Here is a 15,288-nt window from a genome sequence, read left to right as displayed (position 1 = left end):
CAACCCTAGCGAAGATCAAGTCCTACACTGGCGCGTGCGCCGCAAGGGGAGGTCGGATGGGGATCGTCGGGGTGGGGGTCGTACTGACGGACCCGCAGGGGCGGATCCTGCTGGGCGAGCGGATCAAGGCCGGTGAGGAGCCGTCCTGGTGCCTGCCGGGCGGCGCGGTGGAGCCGGGCGAGACCTTCGAGGACGCCGCCGTACGCGAGCTTGAGGAGGAGACCGGCATCACCGACGCCGGCCCGCCGCGCGTGATGGCCGTAACAGTCGACCACCCCGGCGGGACGGTGCGGGTGACGGCGGCCGTGGCCGTGGCCCTGGGTGAAACCATGCCGCGGGTGACGGAGCCGCTGGTGTTCCGGTCGTGGGAGTGGTTCCCGCCGGACCGGCTGCCGTCGCCGCTGTTCCCGGCGACGGCTCACGTCCTCGGCCGGACGGCGACCCCGCGCTACGAGGTCGCGCCCGGCTGACGGTGCACCACCCGGTGCACGATCCGGCCGTCCGGGCTGTGGTAGCCGACTCGACGCGTTCCACGAGCAGCGCGAGGAGCGTGCCGTCTCCCGTGACCACGGCGGCGATCGACCCCCGTCGGCCGCGTGACCGGCTGCGGTGCCCGTCCGCTGAACCGATCTCGCCTGCGGCACGTTCCGGAAGGCATGATGATGCGAGTCCTGGTCGTGCTGGCGCTGGTGGCGGGGTTCCTGGTGGCGGGCGGGGGCACGGCGCACGCCTGCAAGTGCGTGCCGCGCGAACCGGCCGAGCGGCTGCGCGAGGCGGACGTCGTGCTCACCGCGACGGCCACGGCGGTCCGGGTGGACGAGCCGATGCTGGACGGCGGGCGGGTGACGGCGACGCTGCGGGCCGACCGCGTCCTCAAGGGTCCGGCGCGGGCCGAGTTCGAGGTGGTGACCAGGGCGGACGGGGCCGCCTGCGGGTTCGCGTTCACCGAGGGGACGCGTTACCTGGTGTACGCCCGCGACGAGGACGAAGGGCTGAGCACGTCGCTCTGCTCGGGCAACGAGGTGCTGGAGCCGGGCGAGGAGGCGCGCACCCCGCCGGCGGCCGGCGCCGCGCCGCGGGTGTCGCAGCCCGCGGAGCCCGGGTTGCCGATCGCGGTCGCCGTGCTGGCGTCGGTGGTGGCGGTGACCGTGGTGATGTGGGCGTCGGCGCGGTCAGGCCGGGAGTAGGACTCTCGTCTGCGCCGCGCGTCCGTCGCGGACGACTCGTCCTCTCGTACGCGGCATGAAAGTTTCACCGCCGACCAGGGCCGATGGGGCGGCCCTCGCCGGTCGGCGCCGCGTCCGTTGACGGGGCGGCACACCCCGCCGGAAGATCCTGGGAGCGCTCCCAACGCACCTTCGAGGATCCTTATGACCCGACGCCTGGCCACGGCACTGGCCCTGCTCACCGCGTTCGCCCTGGCCCCCGCCATCCCGGCGCACGCCGCCGCCGACGAAGGACCGGAACAGATCGTCAACGGCTCCTTCGACGACGGCACCGCCTCCTGGTGGGGCACCGGCAACATCACGCTCGGCGTCGACGACGGCCGGCTCTGCGTGGACGTCCCCGGCGGCACCGCCAACCCGTGGGACGTCATCATCGGACAGGACAACCTGCCGCTGGTCGAGGGCGAGACGTACGCGTTCTCGTTCTACGCCTCGGCCACCCCGGCCAAGGTCGGCAGGGCGCTCGTGCAGCTCCCGGTCGACCCGTGGACGCAGTACCTGTCGGCCGCGCCCGCGATGAGCGTGTCCGGCGACGTCCACCGGTACACCTTCACCGCCCCCGTCTCGCTGCCGAACGCCCAGGTCGCCTTCCAGGTGGGCGGCAGCGCCGAACCCTGGAGGCTCTGCGTGGACGACGTGTCGCTGCGCGGCGGCGCGGAGCCGGACGAGTACGAGCCGGACACCGGCCCCCGGGTGCGCGTCAACATGGTCGGCTACCTGCCCGACGGCCCCAAGAACGCGACCGTGGTCACCGAGGCGGCCGAGCCGGTGACGTGGGAGCTGAAGAACGCGACAGGCCGTACCGTCGCGCGCGGCACGAGCACCCCGCGCGGCCTGGACGACAGTTCCGGGCAGCGGGTGCACAGCATCGACTTCGGCGCCTACCGCAAGGCCGGCGCCGGCTACACGCTCAGCGCCGACGGCGAGACCAGCCGTCCGTTCGACATCGCCGCCGACCTGTATGACGAGATGCGGGTCGACGCGCTGAAGTTCTACTACACCCAGCGCAGCGGCATCGAGATCCGCGACGACCTGCGGCCCGGCTACGGCCGCCCCGCCGGCCACGTCGGCGTCGCCCCGAACCAGGGCGACACCAGCGTCCCCTGCCAGCCCGGCGTGTGCGACTACTCGCTCGACGTCAGCGGCGGCTGGTACGACGCGGGCGATCACGGCAAGTACGTGGTCAACGGCGGCATCTCCGTCCACCAGCTCATGAGCGTGTACGAGCGCGACAGGTCCGCCTTCACCGACGGGCAGCTGGACATCCCGGAGAGCGGCAACGGCGTCCCCGACGTGCTGGACGAGGCCCGCTGGGAGCAGGAGTTCCTGCTGAGCATGGAGGTCCCGCAGGGCGAGGCGCTGGCCGGCATGGCGCACCACAAGATCCATGACCGGCAGTGGACCGGGCTGCCGCTGATGCCGCACCTGGACCCGCAGCCGCGCGAGCTGCACCCGCCGTCCACCGCCGCCACCCTCAACCTGGCCGCGACCGCCGCCCAGGCCGCCCGCGTGTTCGCCCCGTACGACGCCGCGTTCGCCGCGCGCAACCTGGCCGCGGCCCGCCGGGCGTGGGCGGCGGCCGTGGCCAACCCCGACCGCCTGGCCGACCCGAACGACGGCATCGGCGGCGGCGCCTACCCCGACTCCGACGTCAGCGACGAGTTCTACTGGGCGGCGGCGGAGCTGTTCATCACCACCGGGGAGAAGCGGTTCGCCGACTTCGTGCTGGCCTCGCCGCACCACACCGGCGACATCTGGCGCGAGCGCGGCTTCGACTGGGGCAACACCGCCCAGCTCGGCCGCCTCCAGCTGGCGACGGTGCCGAACGCGATCCGCGACCGCGAGCGGGTGCGCCGCTCGGTGCTGGAAGGCGCGGACAAGTATCTCGCCACCCAGCGGGAGCACCCGTACGGGCTGCCGTACAACCCGCCTGACTACGACTGGGGCTCCAACAACCTGGTGCTCAACAACATGGTCGTGATGGCCGTCGCCTACGACCTGACCGGCAAGGAGAAGTACCGCGCCGGGGTGCGCGAGGGCATGGACTACATCCTCGGCCGCAATGCGCTCAACCAGTCGTACGTGACCGGCTACGGCGAGGTGTCGTCCCAGAACCAGCACAGCCGCTGGTACGCCCGCCAGCTCGACTCCTCGCTGCCCAACCCGCCGCGCGGCACGCTGTCCGGCGGACCGAACTCGGCCATCCAGGACCCGGTCGCCCAGCGGCTGCTCCAGGGCTGCGCGCCGCAGTTCTGCTACGTGGACCACATCGAGTCGTGGTCCACGAACGAGCTGACCATCAACTGGAACGCCCCGCTGGCCTGGATCTCGACGTTCCTGGCCGACCGGTCCGGGCGCGCCGGTTGCGACGTCCGCTACACGGCGCGCGGCGGCCGGAGCTTCACGGCGGAGGTCACCGTGCGCAACGCCGGCGGCAAGTCGCTCGACGACTGGACGCTGCGCTGGTCGTTCCCCGGCGCGCAGCGTGTCAGGAACTCCTGGGGCGCCGCCGTCTCCCAGGACGGGCCGGTGGTGACGGCGAAGAGCGACCGGCGGCTGCGGGCCGGCGGCACGGCCGTGTTCGGCTTCGCCGCCACCGCGCCCGCGGGCCCGAACCCGTCGCCGGAGGTGTTCCACCTGAACGGAGACCGCTGCCGGTAGCGGCGGTCCCGACGCGGATCCGGTCCGGTCGGCATAGAGTCGATCCATGCCTCCAGACCGGGCCGGACGAGCGGCGCTGACGACCTCCGTGACAGGGCCGGCGGACCTCCTGGCGCCGGCATGACGGCGCTCCTGTGGCTGGGGGCGCTCGGCTCGTGGCTGTTCGTCGTCACGTTCACGCTGGACGGCTGGACCCGGCCGGGATACCGGCCGGTCCGGCACCCGGTGAGCGCGCTGGCGCTCGGCCCCCGCGGCTGGGTGCAGGGGGCCAACTTCATCCTGTGCGGCCTGGCGATCACTGTGGGCGCGGTCGCCCTGGGGAGCGCGCTCGGCAGCGTGCCGCTCGCCGCCGCGATCGCGGTGTTCGGGCTCGCGCTGGTCGCCTCGGGCGTGTTCCCGATGGACCCGATGCGGGGCTATCCGCCCGGGACGCCCGACACCACCCCGGAGGCGGTGTCGACGCGGCACCGGCTGCACGACTGGGCCGGGGCGCTCGTCTTCGGCCTGCTGCCCCTCTGCGCGCTCATCGCGGTGTTCGTCCTGCCCGACGCGGGATGGAAGTGGTACTCGGCCCTGACGGCGACCGCCCTGGGCGCCGGCTTCGTCGCCTTCAGCCAGGCGTGGGAGAACGACCATCCGAGAAGCGGGCTCGTGCAGCGCGCCACGATCATCGTGGGCTGGGTCTGGCTGGGGCTGGTCTTCACGTACGCGGCCGGCTAGGACGCCGGCTCCGCGGCCGGGCGCAGCTGGGCCACCAGCGGCCCCGGTTCGTCGGCGAAGAACCGCACCGTGGTGACCGCCGCCTCGGCGCCCAGCGGCCTGACCGCGGTGACCGGCTCCGACAGCTCCACCACCACGTTCACCTGCGACGCCACCGCCACGGTCAGCCGTTCGCCGTCGACCGTGACCAGGCCCGACTCGTTGTAGCCGCGCACCGTGCGCACCGAGGCGACCAGCTCGCGCGGGATGCGCAGGTCGAAGAAGACCCCGTACCGGATCCGCAGCTCCCGGTCGGTGACCACGTGCGGCCGGGTGACGCAGGCGGCCACCACCCCGAACCCGAACAGCAGCCCGTACAGGTCGAGCGCCAGGATCGGCACGCGGATCGCGGCCGGCACGTCGAAGGCGCGCAGCACCACCTCCACGACCACGGCCTCGCCGCCCATCACGACCAGGAGCAGGATCATCGTCGCCGACTGGGCCCGGGAGTAGGACGCGGCGAGCGCGCCGGGCGGCACGCCGTCCCGGCGGCGGGTGACCCACAGCACCAGGCTTGCCAGGCCCTTGGCGTCGAACCTCATGATGCGGCGCAGCGCTTTCACGTTCTCTCCCTCACCAGGTCGACCATCAGCCGGAACACCTCGGCCTGCGCCGGTGTCAGCTCCTCCAGCAGGGCGTCGAACCAGGGCCCGCCCGTCGGCGGCAGGTGCCCGGCCATCTGGCGCACCAGCTCGTCCGGCAGGTGCGCGGCGGCGTCGGCGGCCAGCTCGCGGACCCGGGGGTCGTCCGGCCGGGCGTCGCCCAGTTCGTCCAGCCGCCGGTAGAGCTCCTGGCTCCGGTCGCGCATGCCGGGTTCGGCGAGCGGCCGCATCAGCTGGACGACCTCGTCACGGTCGCCGGGACCGGCGGTCGTGTCCATGAGTGTGAGCATCTCCCGGTCCATCTCGGCGACCCTCGACCCCCGCACGGTCAGGTCGCGCAGCACCGCCGCCATGCCGGGGGACACGGCCGAGTCGGGCCGCAGTTCGCCCTCCTCCAGCAGCGCGGCCAGCCGGGCCCGCCGCGCCGCGAGGGCCTCCTGCTGTCTGGCGAGGTCGGCGTCCAGCTCCAGGAGCACCTCGCGCAGGTCCCTGCCCCGGTCGTCCGCGAGCACGTCGCGTACCTCGTCCAGCGACAGCCCCAGCTCGGCCAGCCGGCGGATCCGCGCGAGCAGCACGGCGTCGCGCAGCCGGTACTCGCGGTAGCCGCCGGCCGTCCGCGCCGGCTCGGGCAGCAGCCCGAGATGATGGTAGTGCCGCACGGTCCTGGTGGAGACCCCGACCAGCGCGGCGAGTTCGCCGATCCGCATGCCTCCATGAGACACGTTGACGCTACGTCAAGGTCAACCGAACGCGGCGAGCGTGTAGACCGGGTCGGGGCCGGGCCGGTCCTGGGCGGGCAGCGCGGCGAGCCGCCTGTCGAGGCCCGCCGGCGCCTCCGGGCCGGCCTTCGCGGCCCAGTGACGCCCGCCCTCGGCCAGCAGCTCGCGCCAGCGCCGGGGGCTGCGGCCCTGGCCGTGCCCCGTGAACGCGACCCTGCCCCGCTCCGCGAGACCGGTGATAGCCGCCACGCGGGCCGACGTGTCCGCCGGCGGGGCCAGGTGAGCGTCCCGTACGGGCGAGATCAGCGCGGCGGCGGGATCGTCACCGTGGTAGGCGGCCGCGTCCTTGTCCACGGTGGTGATCAGCGTGCCGCCCGGCCGCAGCACCCGCGCCGCCTCGCGCAGCGCGGCGGCCGACAGGTCGGCGTCCAGCAGGTGCAGCAGCCAGATCATGACGACCGCGTCGGCGCCGCGGCCGGGCAGCGGCAGCCGGGCCGCGTCGCCCAGCGCCACCGCTCCGGGCATCCGCCCCGCCGCCACGCGGGCCATCCCGGCGGACCGGTCGACGCCGACCACCCGGCGGCCGGGGCGGCGCAGGCGCGCGGTCACGCAGGCACCGCTCTTGCCAGAGGGCTCCGCCCTGCCTCGCGCGTTCCGGCCCGCCGCACCGCGGGACAATGGAGTGGTGATCACCGTCATGACCGGGGCCGGCATCTCCACCGAGTCCGGGATCCCCGACTACCGGGGCCCCGGCGGACTGTGGCGCAGAGATCCGGACCACGAGAAGCTCGTCACCATCGGCTACTACCTCGCCGACCCCGACATCCGGCGCCGGTCCTGGCGGTTCCGGCGCGACAGCCCGGTGCGCGCCGCCGAGCCCAACGCCGCGCACCGGGCGCTGGTGGAGCTGGAGCGGGCCGGCCGCCTCGACCGGCTGATCACGCAGAACGTCGACGGGCTGCACCAGAAGGCCGGGTCGGACCCGGAGCGGGTGCTGGAGCTGCACGGCAACATGTTCGGGGTGGTGTGCGTCGGCTGCGGGGAGCGTTCGACGCTGGACGAGGCGCTGGACCGGATCGACGCGGGTGAGCAGGACCCCGCCTGCCTGGCGTGCGGCGGGATCCTGAAGACGACCACGGTCATGTTCGGCGAGAACCTGTCCGAGGACGTCGTCGCCGAGGCGGCCGGGGCCGCCGAACGGGCGGAGGTGTTCGTCGCGATCGGGACGTCCCTTCAGGTGATGCCCGCCGCGTCGCTCGCCGCGCTGGCTGCGCGGAGCGGGGCGCGGCTGGTCATCGTGAACGCCGAGCCGACCCCGTACGACCGGATCGCCGACGAGGTGATCAGGGACCCGATCGGCGAGGCGGTCCCCCGGCTGGTGGCGCGGCTCACCGCTTGAGCCGGAACCGGTCCGCCTGGAACGGGGTGAACGGCGTCGACAGCGTCCTGGCCTCGGCGGGCCCGCAGAGCGCCGCCAGCAGGTGGCCGGCGAAGGCGTAGTCGATCGCGTGCGGGACGAGCTGCCCGTTCTCGTCGATGGTCTGGTACTTGGCGCGGTTCAGGCCCACGGAGATCTGGCGGCTGCCGTCGGGGCTGGACAAGGACTGGGTGAGCATGCCCCACACCGCCCCGTCGTGCCCCCAGAACCGGCCGCAGGGCAGGTCGGCCGCGTAGATGCCGAGCCCGTACGGGATCAGGCCGCCCCCGGCGGCCACCGGCACCGTCCGCTGCATCTCGGCCAGCGTCCCGGACCCGATCAGCTTGCCCCTCAGCAGCTCCCGGTAGAAGCGGTTGAGGTCGTCCATGGTGGAGACGACGGCCCCGGCGGTGCCGGCCCAGGACATGTCGTAGACGCCGAAGTCGCGCGGCGGGTCGAACAGGCCGTAGAAGGACTCGTACGCCCCGGAGCTCGGGCCGGGGATGCGCGGCGTGCGCGGGAACGAGGTGTGTCGCAGCCCGGCCTTCTGGATCACGTGACGGGTGATGTACCGCTCGGCGTCCATGCCGGAGACCTTCTCCAGCAGCAGGCCGGCCAGGATGTAGTTGGTGTTGGAGTACGAGCCCGGCGTCGTTCCGGGCTGACCGGTGGGCGGGAACGCGAGGCCGAGCCGCACCAGTTCCTCGGGCTCGACGCGGCGGTAGCGGTGCTCCTCCAGGCTGTCCAGGGAGCCCTCCAGCAGCGAGGGGAAGGCGCCGGGGACGTAGTCGGCGACGTGGCTGGTGTGGTTGAGCAGCATGCGCACGGTGATCGCGTCACCGGTGATCAGCTCGGGCAGGTAGCGGCTCACCGGCGCGTCCAGCGCGATCTTGCCGCGTTCGGCCTGCTGGAGCACGGCGACGGCGGTGAACGTCTTGCTGATGCTGCCCACCCGGTGCACCATGTCCGGCTTGACCGGTCGCCCGGTCCGCACGTCGGCCACGCCGGAGGCGCCCTTCCACGACGCGCCGCCGTCGCGCACCGCGGAGTAGACCCCGTACATCCCGGCCTCGTGGATCGCCTCCAGCGTCTCGCGCAGTTCGCCGCCGCCGGGCGGGGCCGCCGCCTGGGCGGGCGCCGCCAGCGTCCCTGCGAGGAGCAGCGTGCTCACCCCCGCGAGCGCCCTTGTCAGGATCGACATGTGCCGTCACCTCCGGATCTCGGTTCCTGGTCACGCACGAGCCTGGCCGAGCGGCGGCGGCGGGACCAGTCGGTCCCGTCATCGACAGGACATGACAGCTGTCATGTCCTGGCGTGGCCGGGGTCGTTGACCTCGCCACGCCCGTCCGCGCATGATGCTGGCCATGGCCCTGCGCACACTCCACCACCACGACCGGCACGGCGCCGCCGGCGTCATGAGCCACCCGCGCGCCTACGAGCTGACCTCGGCGCTCGGCTTCCTGGGCGCCCGGCGTGAGGTGTTCACCCGCCTGGCGATCCAGGCCGGACCGAGGCCGGGCGAGCGGTTCCTGGACGTGGGCTGCGGCACCGGTTACCTGACCCGGGTGGTCGCGCCCGTCGTCGGCCCGGCGGGACGGGTGACCGGGATCGACCCGTCCCCCGAGATGATCGGCTACGCCCGCGGGCGCGCCCCTGGCAACTGCGACTACCTGGTGGGCGAGGGGCAGGCGCTGCCGTTCCCCGACGAGTCGTTCGACGCGGTGGTGTCCAGCCTGGCTGTCCACCACATCCCCGAGGACGCGCGGCAGGCGGCGATCCGGGAGATGTCCCGGGTGCTGCGGCCGGACGGCAGGCTGCTGGTCGCCGAGTACCGGCTGCCGTCGCGCCCGCTGGCCCGGCGGCTCGCCGAGGTGGTCGGCGGGCCCGCCAGGCACGGCGACCCGTACGGGATGCTCCGCACGCTCCTGCCCGGGGCGGGCCTCCGGATCGAGGCCGAGGGTGACCTGCCGGTGATGCTCTCTTACGTACGGGCCCGCAAACCGGCATGATCCGCCCCATGAACCCCCTCGACCGCATCGCCCGGGTCCGCCTGTCCTCGGTCTACCTGCCGCTCGACGTGCCGGTCAGCGACGCCAAGGTGCTCACCGGGCGGCAGCGGCCGATGACGGAGGTGGCCTTCCTGTTCGCCGAGATCGCCACCGAGGGCGGCCTGGAGGGGTTCGGGTTCTGCTACTCCAAGCGGGCGGGCGGTCCCGGCCAGTACGCCCACGCCTGCGAGCTCGCCCCCGACCTGATCGGCGAGGACGCCAACGACATCCCCAGGCTGTGGGAGAAGCTGGCGTGGGCCGGCGCGTCGGTGGGGCGCGGCGGGCTGGCCGTCCAGGCCATCGCCGCCTTCGACATCGCGCTGTGGGACCTCAAGGCCAGGCGGGCCGGGCTGCCGCTGGCCAAGCTGCTGGGCGCGCACCGCGACTCGGTGCGCTGTTACAACACCTCCGGCGGGTTCCTGCACGCGCCGATCGAGCGGGTGCTGGACAACGCCGCGGCGGCGCTGGAGCGCGGCATCGGCGGCATCAAGATCAAGGTGGGCCAGCCTGACGGGCGCGCCGACCTGGCCAGGGTGCGGGCCGCCCGCGAACGGCTGGGCGCGGACGTGCCGCTGATGGTCGACGCCAACCAGCAGTGGGACCGGCCGGCGGCGGCCCGGATGGGGCGGGCGCTGGAGGAGTTCGGCCTGGTGTGGATCGAGGAGCCGCTCGACGCGCACGACCACGCCGGGCACGCGGCACTGGCGGCCGCGCTCGATACGCCCGTCGCCACCGGCGAGATGCTGTCCAGCGTCGCCGAGCACGCCGAGCTGCTGCGCGCCGGCGGCGCGGACGTCCTGCAGCCGGACGCGCCGCGGATCGGCGGCATCACCCCGTTCCTGCGCCTGGCCGCCCTCGCCGAGCACCACCGGGTGCAGCTCGCCCCGCACTTCGCCATGGAGATCCACCTGCACCTCGCGGCGGCGTACGGGCAGGAGCCCTGGGTGGAGCACTTCGAGTGGCTGGAGCCGCTCTTCGAGGAGCGGCTGGAGATCCGCGAAGGCCGCATGCTCGTGCCCGACCGGCCGGGGCTCGGCCTCACGCCGAGCGAGCGGGCGGCCGCCTGGACGGCCGAGCGGCGCGAGTTCCGCTGATCACGCGACAGGCGTCACAGGTGGCCCTGGCTGCCGACCGTCGCGAGCTCGCGCAGCTCCTGGGTGAGGCTCTCGCGGACCTTGGCCATGATGCGGCCCTGGGTGGCCTCGTCCGTCACCTCGAACACCACCCGGGCCAGGAACACCGCCCGGCGCCCGTCGCATCCGGCCCGCGTCGCCACCCGCTGGATGAACTCCTCCCGGCCGAAGTGCTCGCCGGTGCCGAGGCCGCCGTAGACCTCGGTGCGGCGCAGGTTCTCGCCGATCTCGTGCGGCAGCTGGGCGGCGAGCTTGTCGGCGAGGCTCTCGGGCAGGCGTTCGCCGAGCGTCTCCAGCGTCGCCCGGATGGCCCGCTCGGCGTGCGCCCGGTCACTCAGGCGTCCTCGCGCCTGTACTTGGCCGACGAAGTCGTCATGTCGCATGATTTAACCCCCTTCGTCCCACCCAGCGGCTACCCGGTCCCGGCGGCGTCACAGGAGGCCAGGCCCCAGAAATGGGTAAAAGCTCCGGGGCCCGGAGCCGTCGGTCGGCATGGCGCCTTCAGGACGCGTACAGGGCCGCGACATGCTCCAGGGCGTCGGCGTGCAGCGCGCCGTGGAACGCCGGCGCCCGGCCGGCGGCCCCCTCGGTCGCGGTGACGACCGTGACCACCACGTACGGGCCGGCCGCGCCGACGCCGACCTTGCCGTACGCGTACCGGTCGTGCGTGCCGCCCCGCCGCCAGCGCAGCGCCGCCGACGAGCGCAGCGACAGGCTGAGCGCGGCGGCCTCGGCCCGGTCCTGGGTGGGGAAGGCCAGCAGGAGCTGGACCGCCTTGAGCCTGCCGTCCCGGGCGGAGTAGGCGGACTCGGAGGCGTGGTCGCAGCCGTGCCCGGCCAGCGGGCGGCCCTCGCCGTCGACGGGGTCGCAGGTGTCGTGGTCCCAGCCGCCCACCTTGCGGGCCCTCGGCACGCGGGCGTGGTCCCGGTCGCCGAACTCCTCGTGGCTCAGCTCGTGAGTCAGCGGTTGCCTGGCGGGGGTGCGCCGCGGCTCCTCCGTCGTCGACGCGGGCGGCGTCGCCGACGGGGCCGGGACCGCCCGCAGGCGGACGTCGATGGCGTTGACCGTGAGGCCGGCCATGAGCAGCGCCGCCAGGGTGACGGTCAGCCCGACGGCCAGGGCTCCGCGCCGGCCGGCCGCCTCCCCTTCCGACGCGTACAGCCTGGGCACCGGGCCGTCGGGCCCGTACGGCGGGGCGCCGAAATCGGCCGGCCTGTACGTCCCGCCTCCCCGCCGCGTCCTGCGGACGTCCCAGCCGCCACCCCGCGACGCCTTCCTCCTCCCCCCACCCCGGCCACGCCCCTTCGCCGGACCCGCCCCGAGCCCGTCCAGGACCGGACCCGGCCCAGGCGCGGCCGGAGGCGTCCGGGGCTGGTCCGGGGGTGGTTCTGGCCGAGGGTGGTCCGGGGGTGATGCCGGCGGGGCGTCGAGGGGCCGGTCGGTGGGTGCCTGCGGGTGTGGGTCGTCCCCTAAAAACGACATATCCCCATATTCTCTGGATAAGTCACTACAGGCGATCACCCCGCCGCCTTGCGGCTCAGGTGCTCCCAGGCCCGGTACTCCTCCGCCCGCGCCCGGTCCAGCTCGGCGACCAGGTCGTACGAGGCCGCGCCCACGATCAGCCGCCGGGGCGGGTCGGGCAGGGCGACCAGTTCCATGATCACGGGCGCGGCCGTCCGCGGATCGGGCCCGGTGTCCTCTCCCCACATCGCGGCCAGCTTCTCCCGCAGCGGGTCGTAGATCGCCAGCGGCTCGGCCACGGTGGTGCCCGTCGTGAACAGGCCCGTGTCGTACCCGCCCATCTGCAGGTTGGTCACCTTGATCCCGAACGGTTCCACCTCCATGGCCAGCGCCTGCGTGATGGAGTCGAGCGCGGCCTTGCCCGCGCCGTAGAACCCGACGGACGCGAACCCGACGCCGGCCGCCATCGAGGTGACCTGCAGGATCCGTCCGCCGCCCTGCCTGCGCAGGTGCGGCACGGCGGCCTGGCAGACCCAGACCGCGCCGAGCACGTTCACGTCGAGGTGCGCCCGGATCTGCTCCTCGGCGGCTTCCTCGATCATGCCCATGAGCAGGCCGCCGGCGTTGTTGACCACGATGTCGAGCCGCCCTAGCGAGGCGACAGCGCCGTCCACCGCCTCGCGCACCGCGGCTCGGTCGGAGACGTCGAGCGCCACCGGGACCAGCCGCCCGTCGTGCCCGGCGGCCAGCTCCTCCAGCGGCGCGACGTTCCTGGCCGCGCCGACGACCCGGTCTCCCTCGGCCAGCGCCGCCTCGGTGAACGCCCTGCCCAGCCCTCGCGAGGCCCCGGTGATGAACCAGACCCGTGACACGGGCCCACCCCCTCGTCCTGTATAAAAACGAGACGTTGCGTCTCGCCTCCACATGCTGCACCGATGATCTCACACTGTCAAGACGGACCGTCTCGTCTCAGTGCGGACGCGTCAGACCACGCCGCCGTTCCGGAGCGCCGCCGGTGGGTACCGTGCGGTCATGGGTGACGCGTACACACTGGGCCCGGAGACGGGGCGGCTGCTGGTCGAGACCAAGCGCACCGGGCTGGGCGCCAAGGCCGGGCACGATCTCACGATCGAGGTGACCCGGTGGAGCGGCGAGGCCCTGGTGGACGCCGACGACCCGGGCGCCTGCCGGGTGAACGTCGACGTGGACGCCGGGTCGCTGCGGGTGGTGTCGGGGACGGGCGGGGTGAAGCCGCTCACCGACTCCGACCGGGCCGACATCGAGCGCACCATGGGCGGCAAGGTGCTGCACGCCGACCGGTTCCCCGCGATCGCGTTCCGGTCCGGTCAGGTGAGCGGCACGCGGGAGTCGTTCCGGGTGGAGGGGGAGCTGACGCTGGCGGGCGAGACCAGGCCGCTCACCCTCGACTGCCGGTTCGACGGCGAGCGGGTGCGGGGCGCGGCGACGGTCACGCAGAGCCGGTGGGGCGTCAAGCCGTACTCGGCGTTCTTCGGCGCGCTCAAGCTGGACGACGACGTCGCCGTCCGGTTCGACGTGGCGCTGGTCAGCGCGGCTTCCTGAACAACGTCTCCTGGGTGATGCTGGCGGCGAGCCGGCCGTCGCGGGTGTGGATGGTGCCGGTGTACCAGCCGCGCCCGGCGGCCACGGTGTGCGGCACGAGGTCCATCAGCACCCACTCGTCCATCACGGCCGGCCGGTGGAACCAGACCGCGTGGTCCAGGCTGGAGCCCGAGCGCCCGCCGCCCCCGTGCGGGATGCCGGTCAGCCCGCTGGAGATGTCGGAGAGGTACGTGAGCACGCACGCGTGCAGGAGCTGACCGCCGGGCAGGTCCTGGGTGCAGCGGGCCCAGAAGCGGGTGGGCCATTCGGCGGCCGCGTACGGCTGCGGCGGCAGGCGGCTCTCCATGGAGAACAGCCGGGGCAGCTGGGCCGGCGCGAGCCCGTCGGGGTCCGGCGCGTCCGGCGCGGGGTGCATCTGCACGTCCACGCCCGGCTCGGGGACGTGGAAGGACGCCGACATGTTGAAGATGACCTTGCCGTTCTGGATGGCGACCACCCGCCGGGCGGAGTACGACCGGCCGTCCCTGTCGCGGTAGACCCGGAAGACGGTGGGCCGGGCGGCGTCGCCGCTGCGCAGGTAGTAGCCGTGGAGCGAGTGCGGCAGCCGATCGGGGGCCACCGTGTCGCCGGCGGCGGCCAGGGCCTGGGCCGCGACCTGTCCCCCGTACAGCGGGAACGGCTCCTCGAAGACGGTGGCCCCCCGGTAGAGGTCCTCTTCGAGCTTCTCCAGCGTCAGCAGGTCGAGCACGGTGGGGGCGGCCACGGGGCTGAAGGTCGACATGAGGCAGACGGTAGAGGACGACGCCGGGCGGGCGCGAGCCGGGGTGGGGCGCTATGAGAAGCTCGTCCCGGTGTTCGCCCAGGGAGAGGAGAGCCGGTGGCCGAGGCCGAGGACGAGCTGATCTACGAGGTCGACGGCGGCGTGGCGGTGATCCGGCTGAACCGTCCGCGCTACCTGGGCGCGTTCACCTGGCCGATGATCAATGCCTGGGCGCGGGCGCTGCGCGAGGCGCAGGAGGACGAGGACGTCCGGGTGGTGGTGCTCACCGGCACCGGCGAGGGCTTCTGCAGCGGCGTGGACCTGAAGGCGCTCGACGAGATCGAGGCGACGCCGATCGAGCGCAAGCGCATGCTGACCGACCGGGTGCACAAGGTGGCGCGGGCCGTCGAGGACCTGGACAAGCCGCTGATCGCGGCGGTGAACGGGGTGGCGGTCGGCGCCGGGATGGACATGGCGCTCATGTGCGACATGCGGTTCGCGGCCCGGTCGGCCCGTTTCTCCGAGGGCTACATCCGCATCGGCCTGATCCCCGGTGACGGCGGCGCCTACTTCCTGCCCCGGCTGGTAGGCCCGGCCAAGGCCATGGAACTGCTGATGACGGGCGACTTCGTCGACGCGGACGAGGCGCTGCGGCTCGGCATCGTCAACCGGGTCTACGACGACGAGGCGCTCATGGCCGAGACGATGGAGTTCGCCAGGGGCATCGCGGCCAAGCCGCCGATCGCCATCTCGATGATCAAGCGGGCGGTCTACCAGTCGGCGCGCGCCGACCTGCGCACCAGCCTGGACCTGATCTCCTCCCACATGGCGATCGTGCAGGCCACCGACGACTACGCCGAGGCCATGACCGCCTTCCGCGAGAAGCGCCCCGGCCGCTACCGCAACCGGTGACCCACGTTG

At 73.6% G+C, this 15,288-nt stretch carries 18 protein-coding genes; 10 read left to right on the top strand and 8 right to left on the bottom strand.

Features of this window, described 5'->3' with window-relative positions; genetic code table 11:
* Positions 1-56 precede the first annotated feature (56 nt).
* The 4 genes from ACQEUU_RS09860 to ACQEUU_RS09845 all read left to right on the top strand — a co-directional run bounded on the left by ACQEUU_RS09860 (position 57) and on the right by ACQEUU_RS09845 (position 4,607).
* Positions 57-470, top strand: a complete 414-nt coding sequence (locus ACQEUU_RS09860; RefSeq protein WP_433063236.1) for a nucleotide triphosphate diphosphatase NUDT15 — start codon at positions 57-59, stop codon at positions 468-470.
* Between the two features lie 186 nt (positions 471-656).
* On the top strand, positions 657-1,187 hold the full coding sequence (locus ACQEUU_RS09855; protein WP_433063233.1) for a hypothetical protein: 531 nt from the start codon (positions 657-659) through the stop codon (positions 1,185-1,187).
* Positions 1,188-1,370: 183 nt separating this feature from the next.
* Positions 1,371-3,887, top strand: a complete 2,517-nt coding sequence (locus ACQEUU_RS09850) for a glycoside hydrolase family 9 protein (protein WP_433063230.1) — start codon at positions 1,371-1,373, stop codon at positions 3,885-3,887.
* Positions 3,888-4,007: 120 nt separating this feature from the next.
* The gene (locus ACQEUU_RS09845) at positions 4,008-4,607 is read left to right on the top strand and encodes a DUF998 domain-containing protein (RefSeq protein WP_433063228.1); all 600 of its coding nucleotides are present in this window, start codon (positions 4,008-4,010) and stop codon (positions 4,605-4,607) included.
* Here the strand turns inward: ACQEUU_RS09845 and ACQEUU_RS09840 are convergent.
* Genes ACQEUU_RS09840 through ACQEUU_RS09830 form a run of 3 tightly spaced genes read right to left on the bottom strand, consistent with a single transcriptional unit; the run spans position 4,604 to position 6,576 of the window.
* Positions 4,604-5,209, bottom strand: coding sequence for a hypothetical protein (locus ACQEUU_RS09840; RefSeq protein WP_433063226.1), 606 nt, complete (start codon positions 5,207-5,209; stop codon positions 4,604-4,606). The genes ACQEUU_RS09845 and ACQEUU_RS09840 overlap by 4 nt on opposite strands.
* A complete protein-coding gene (locus tag ACQEUU_RS09835; RefSeq protein WP_433063223.1) occupies positions 5,206-5,955 on the bottom strand; it encodes a MerR family transcriptional regulator in 750 nt (249 codons plus the stop codon). Before ACQEUU_RS09835 ends, ACQEUU_RS09840 begins: the two co-directional genes overlap by 4 nt.
* 33 nt (positions 5,956-5,988) lie before the next feature.
* Entirely contained in the window at positions 5,989-6,576 is a 588-nt protein-coding gene (locus tag ACQEUU_RS09830) for a class I SAM-dependent methyltransferase (RefSeq protein ID WP_433063220.1), read from the bottom strand.
* An 88-nt stretch (positions 6,577-6,664) separates the two neighbouring features.
* Between ACQEUU_RS09830 and ACQEUU_RS09825 the strand changes: the two genes are divergently transcribed.
* Positions 6,665-7,366, top strand: a complete 702-nt coding sequence (locus ACQEUU_RS09825) for an SIR2 family NAD-dependent protein deacylase (RefSeq protein ID WP_433071794.1) — start codon at positions 6,665-6,667, stop codon at positions 7,364-7,366.
* On the opposite strand, the gene ACQEUU_RS09820 is transcribed toward ACQEUU_RS09825, so the two are convergent.
* Complete coding sequence (locus tag ACQEUU_RS09820; protein WP_433063218.1) at positions 7,356-8,585, bottom strand: serine hydrolase domain-containing protein; 1,230 nt, start codon at positions 8,583-8,585, stop codon at positions 7,356-7,358. The two genes, ACQEUU_RS09825 and ACQEUU_RS09820, sit on opposite strands and share 11 nt — an antisense overlap.
* Before the next feature lie 163 nt (positions 8,586-8,748).
* Between ACQEUU_RS09820 and ACQEUU_RS09815 the strand changes: the two genes are divergently transcribed.
* Together ACQEUU_RS09815 and ACQEUU_RS09810 are read left to right on the top strand one after the other, a co-directional pair.
* A complete protein-coding gene (locus tag ACQEUU_RS09815; RefSeq protein ID WP_433063215.1) occupies positions 8,749-9,393 on the top strand; it encodes a class I SAM-dependent methyltransferase in 645 nt (214 codons plus the stop codon).
* Between the two features lie 8 nt (positions 9,394-9,401).
* Positions 9,402-10,526 (top strand): L-talarate/galactarate dehydratase, encoded by a 1,125-nt coding sequence (locus ACQEUU_RS09810; RefSeq protein WP_433063212.1) that lies wholly within the window; start codon positions 9,402-9,404, stop codon positions 10,524-10,526.
* Positions 10,527-10,540: 14 nt separating this feature from the next.
* On the opposite strand, the gene ACQEUU_RS09805 is transcribed toward ACQEUU_RS09810, so the two are convergent.
* The 3 genes from ACQEUU_RS09805 to ACQEUU_RS09795 form a co-directional block, all read right to left on the bottom strand.
* On the bottom strand, positions 10,541-10,948 hold the full coding sequence (locus tag ACQEUU_RS09805) for a DUF2267 domain-containing protein (RefSeq protein ID WP_270158308.1): 408 nt from the start codon (positions 10,946-10,948) through the stop codon (positions 10,541-10,543).
* 118 nt (positions 10,949-11,066) lie between these two features.
* Positions 11,067-11,735 carry a hypothetical protein gene (locus tag ACQEUU_RS09800; protein WP_433063209.1) on the bottom strand — a complete coding sequence of 223 codons (669 nt, stop codon included), beginning with the start codon at positions 11,733-11,735 and terminating at the stop codon, positions 11,067-11,069.
* Between the two features lie 347 nt (positions 11,736-12,082).
* Positions 12,083-12,898, bottom strand: a complete 816-nt coding sequence (locus tag ACQEUU_RS09795) for an SDR family NAD(P)-dependent oxidoreductase (RefSeq protein ID WP_433063206.1) — start codon at positions 12,896-12,898, stop codon at positions 12,083-12,085.
* 160 nt (positions 12,899-13,058) lie between these two features.
* On the opposite strand from ACQEUU_RS09795, the gene ACQEUU_RS09790 reads away from it, so the two are divergent.
* Positions 13,059-13,607 (top strand): YceI family protein, encoded by a 549-nt coding sequence (locus tag ACQEUU_RS09790; RefSeq protein WP_433063203.1) that lies wholly within the window; start codon positions 13,059-13,061, stop codon positions 13,605-13,607.
* Here the strand turns inward: ACQEUU_RS09790 and ACQEUU_RS09785 are convergent.
* The gene (locus ACQEUU_RS09785; protein WP_433063200.1) at positions 13,591-14,388 is read right to left on the bottom strand and encodes an acyl-CoA thioesterase; all 798 of its coding nucleotides are present in this window, start codon (positions 14,386-14,388) and stop codon (positions 13,591-13,593) included. The two genes, ACQEUU_RS09790 and ACQEUU_RS09785, sit on opposite strands and share 17 nt — an antisense overlap.
* Here ACQEUU_RS09785 and ACQEUU_RS09780 point away from each other — a divergent pair.
* Positions 14,387-14,509, top strand: coding sequence for a hypothetical protein (locus ACQEUU_RS09780; RefSeq protein ID WP_433063197.1), 123 nt, complete (start codon positions 14,387-14,389; stop codon positions 14,507-14,509). The two genes, ACQEUU_RS09785 and ACQEUU_RS09780, sit on opposite strands and share 2 nt — an antisense overlap.
* Complete coding sequence (locus ACQEUU_RS09775; protein WP_433063194.1) at positions 14,485-15,279, top strand: enoyl-CoA hydratase/isomerase family protein; 795 nt, start codon at positions 14,485-14,487, stop codon at positions 15,277-15,279. The genes ACQEUU_RS09780 and ACQEUU_RS09775 overlap by 25 nt, the downstream gene beginning before the upstream one ends.
* The last annotated feature ends 9 nt before the right edge of the window (positions 15,280-15,288 follow it).

The sequence above is a fragment of the Nonomuraea sp. CA-218870 genome, assembly GCF_050936535.1.
In the GTDB taxonomy this organism is placed as follows: domain Bacteria; phylum Actinomycetota; class Actinomycetes; order Streptosporangiales; family Streptosporangiaceae; genus Nonomuraea; species Nonomuraea corallina.
Note: the sequence above shows the minus strand (reverse complement) of the source record. Positions and strands in the feature narration are given on the sequence as shown.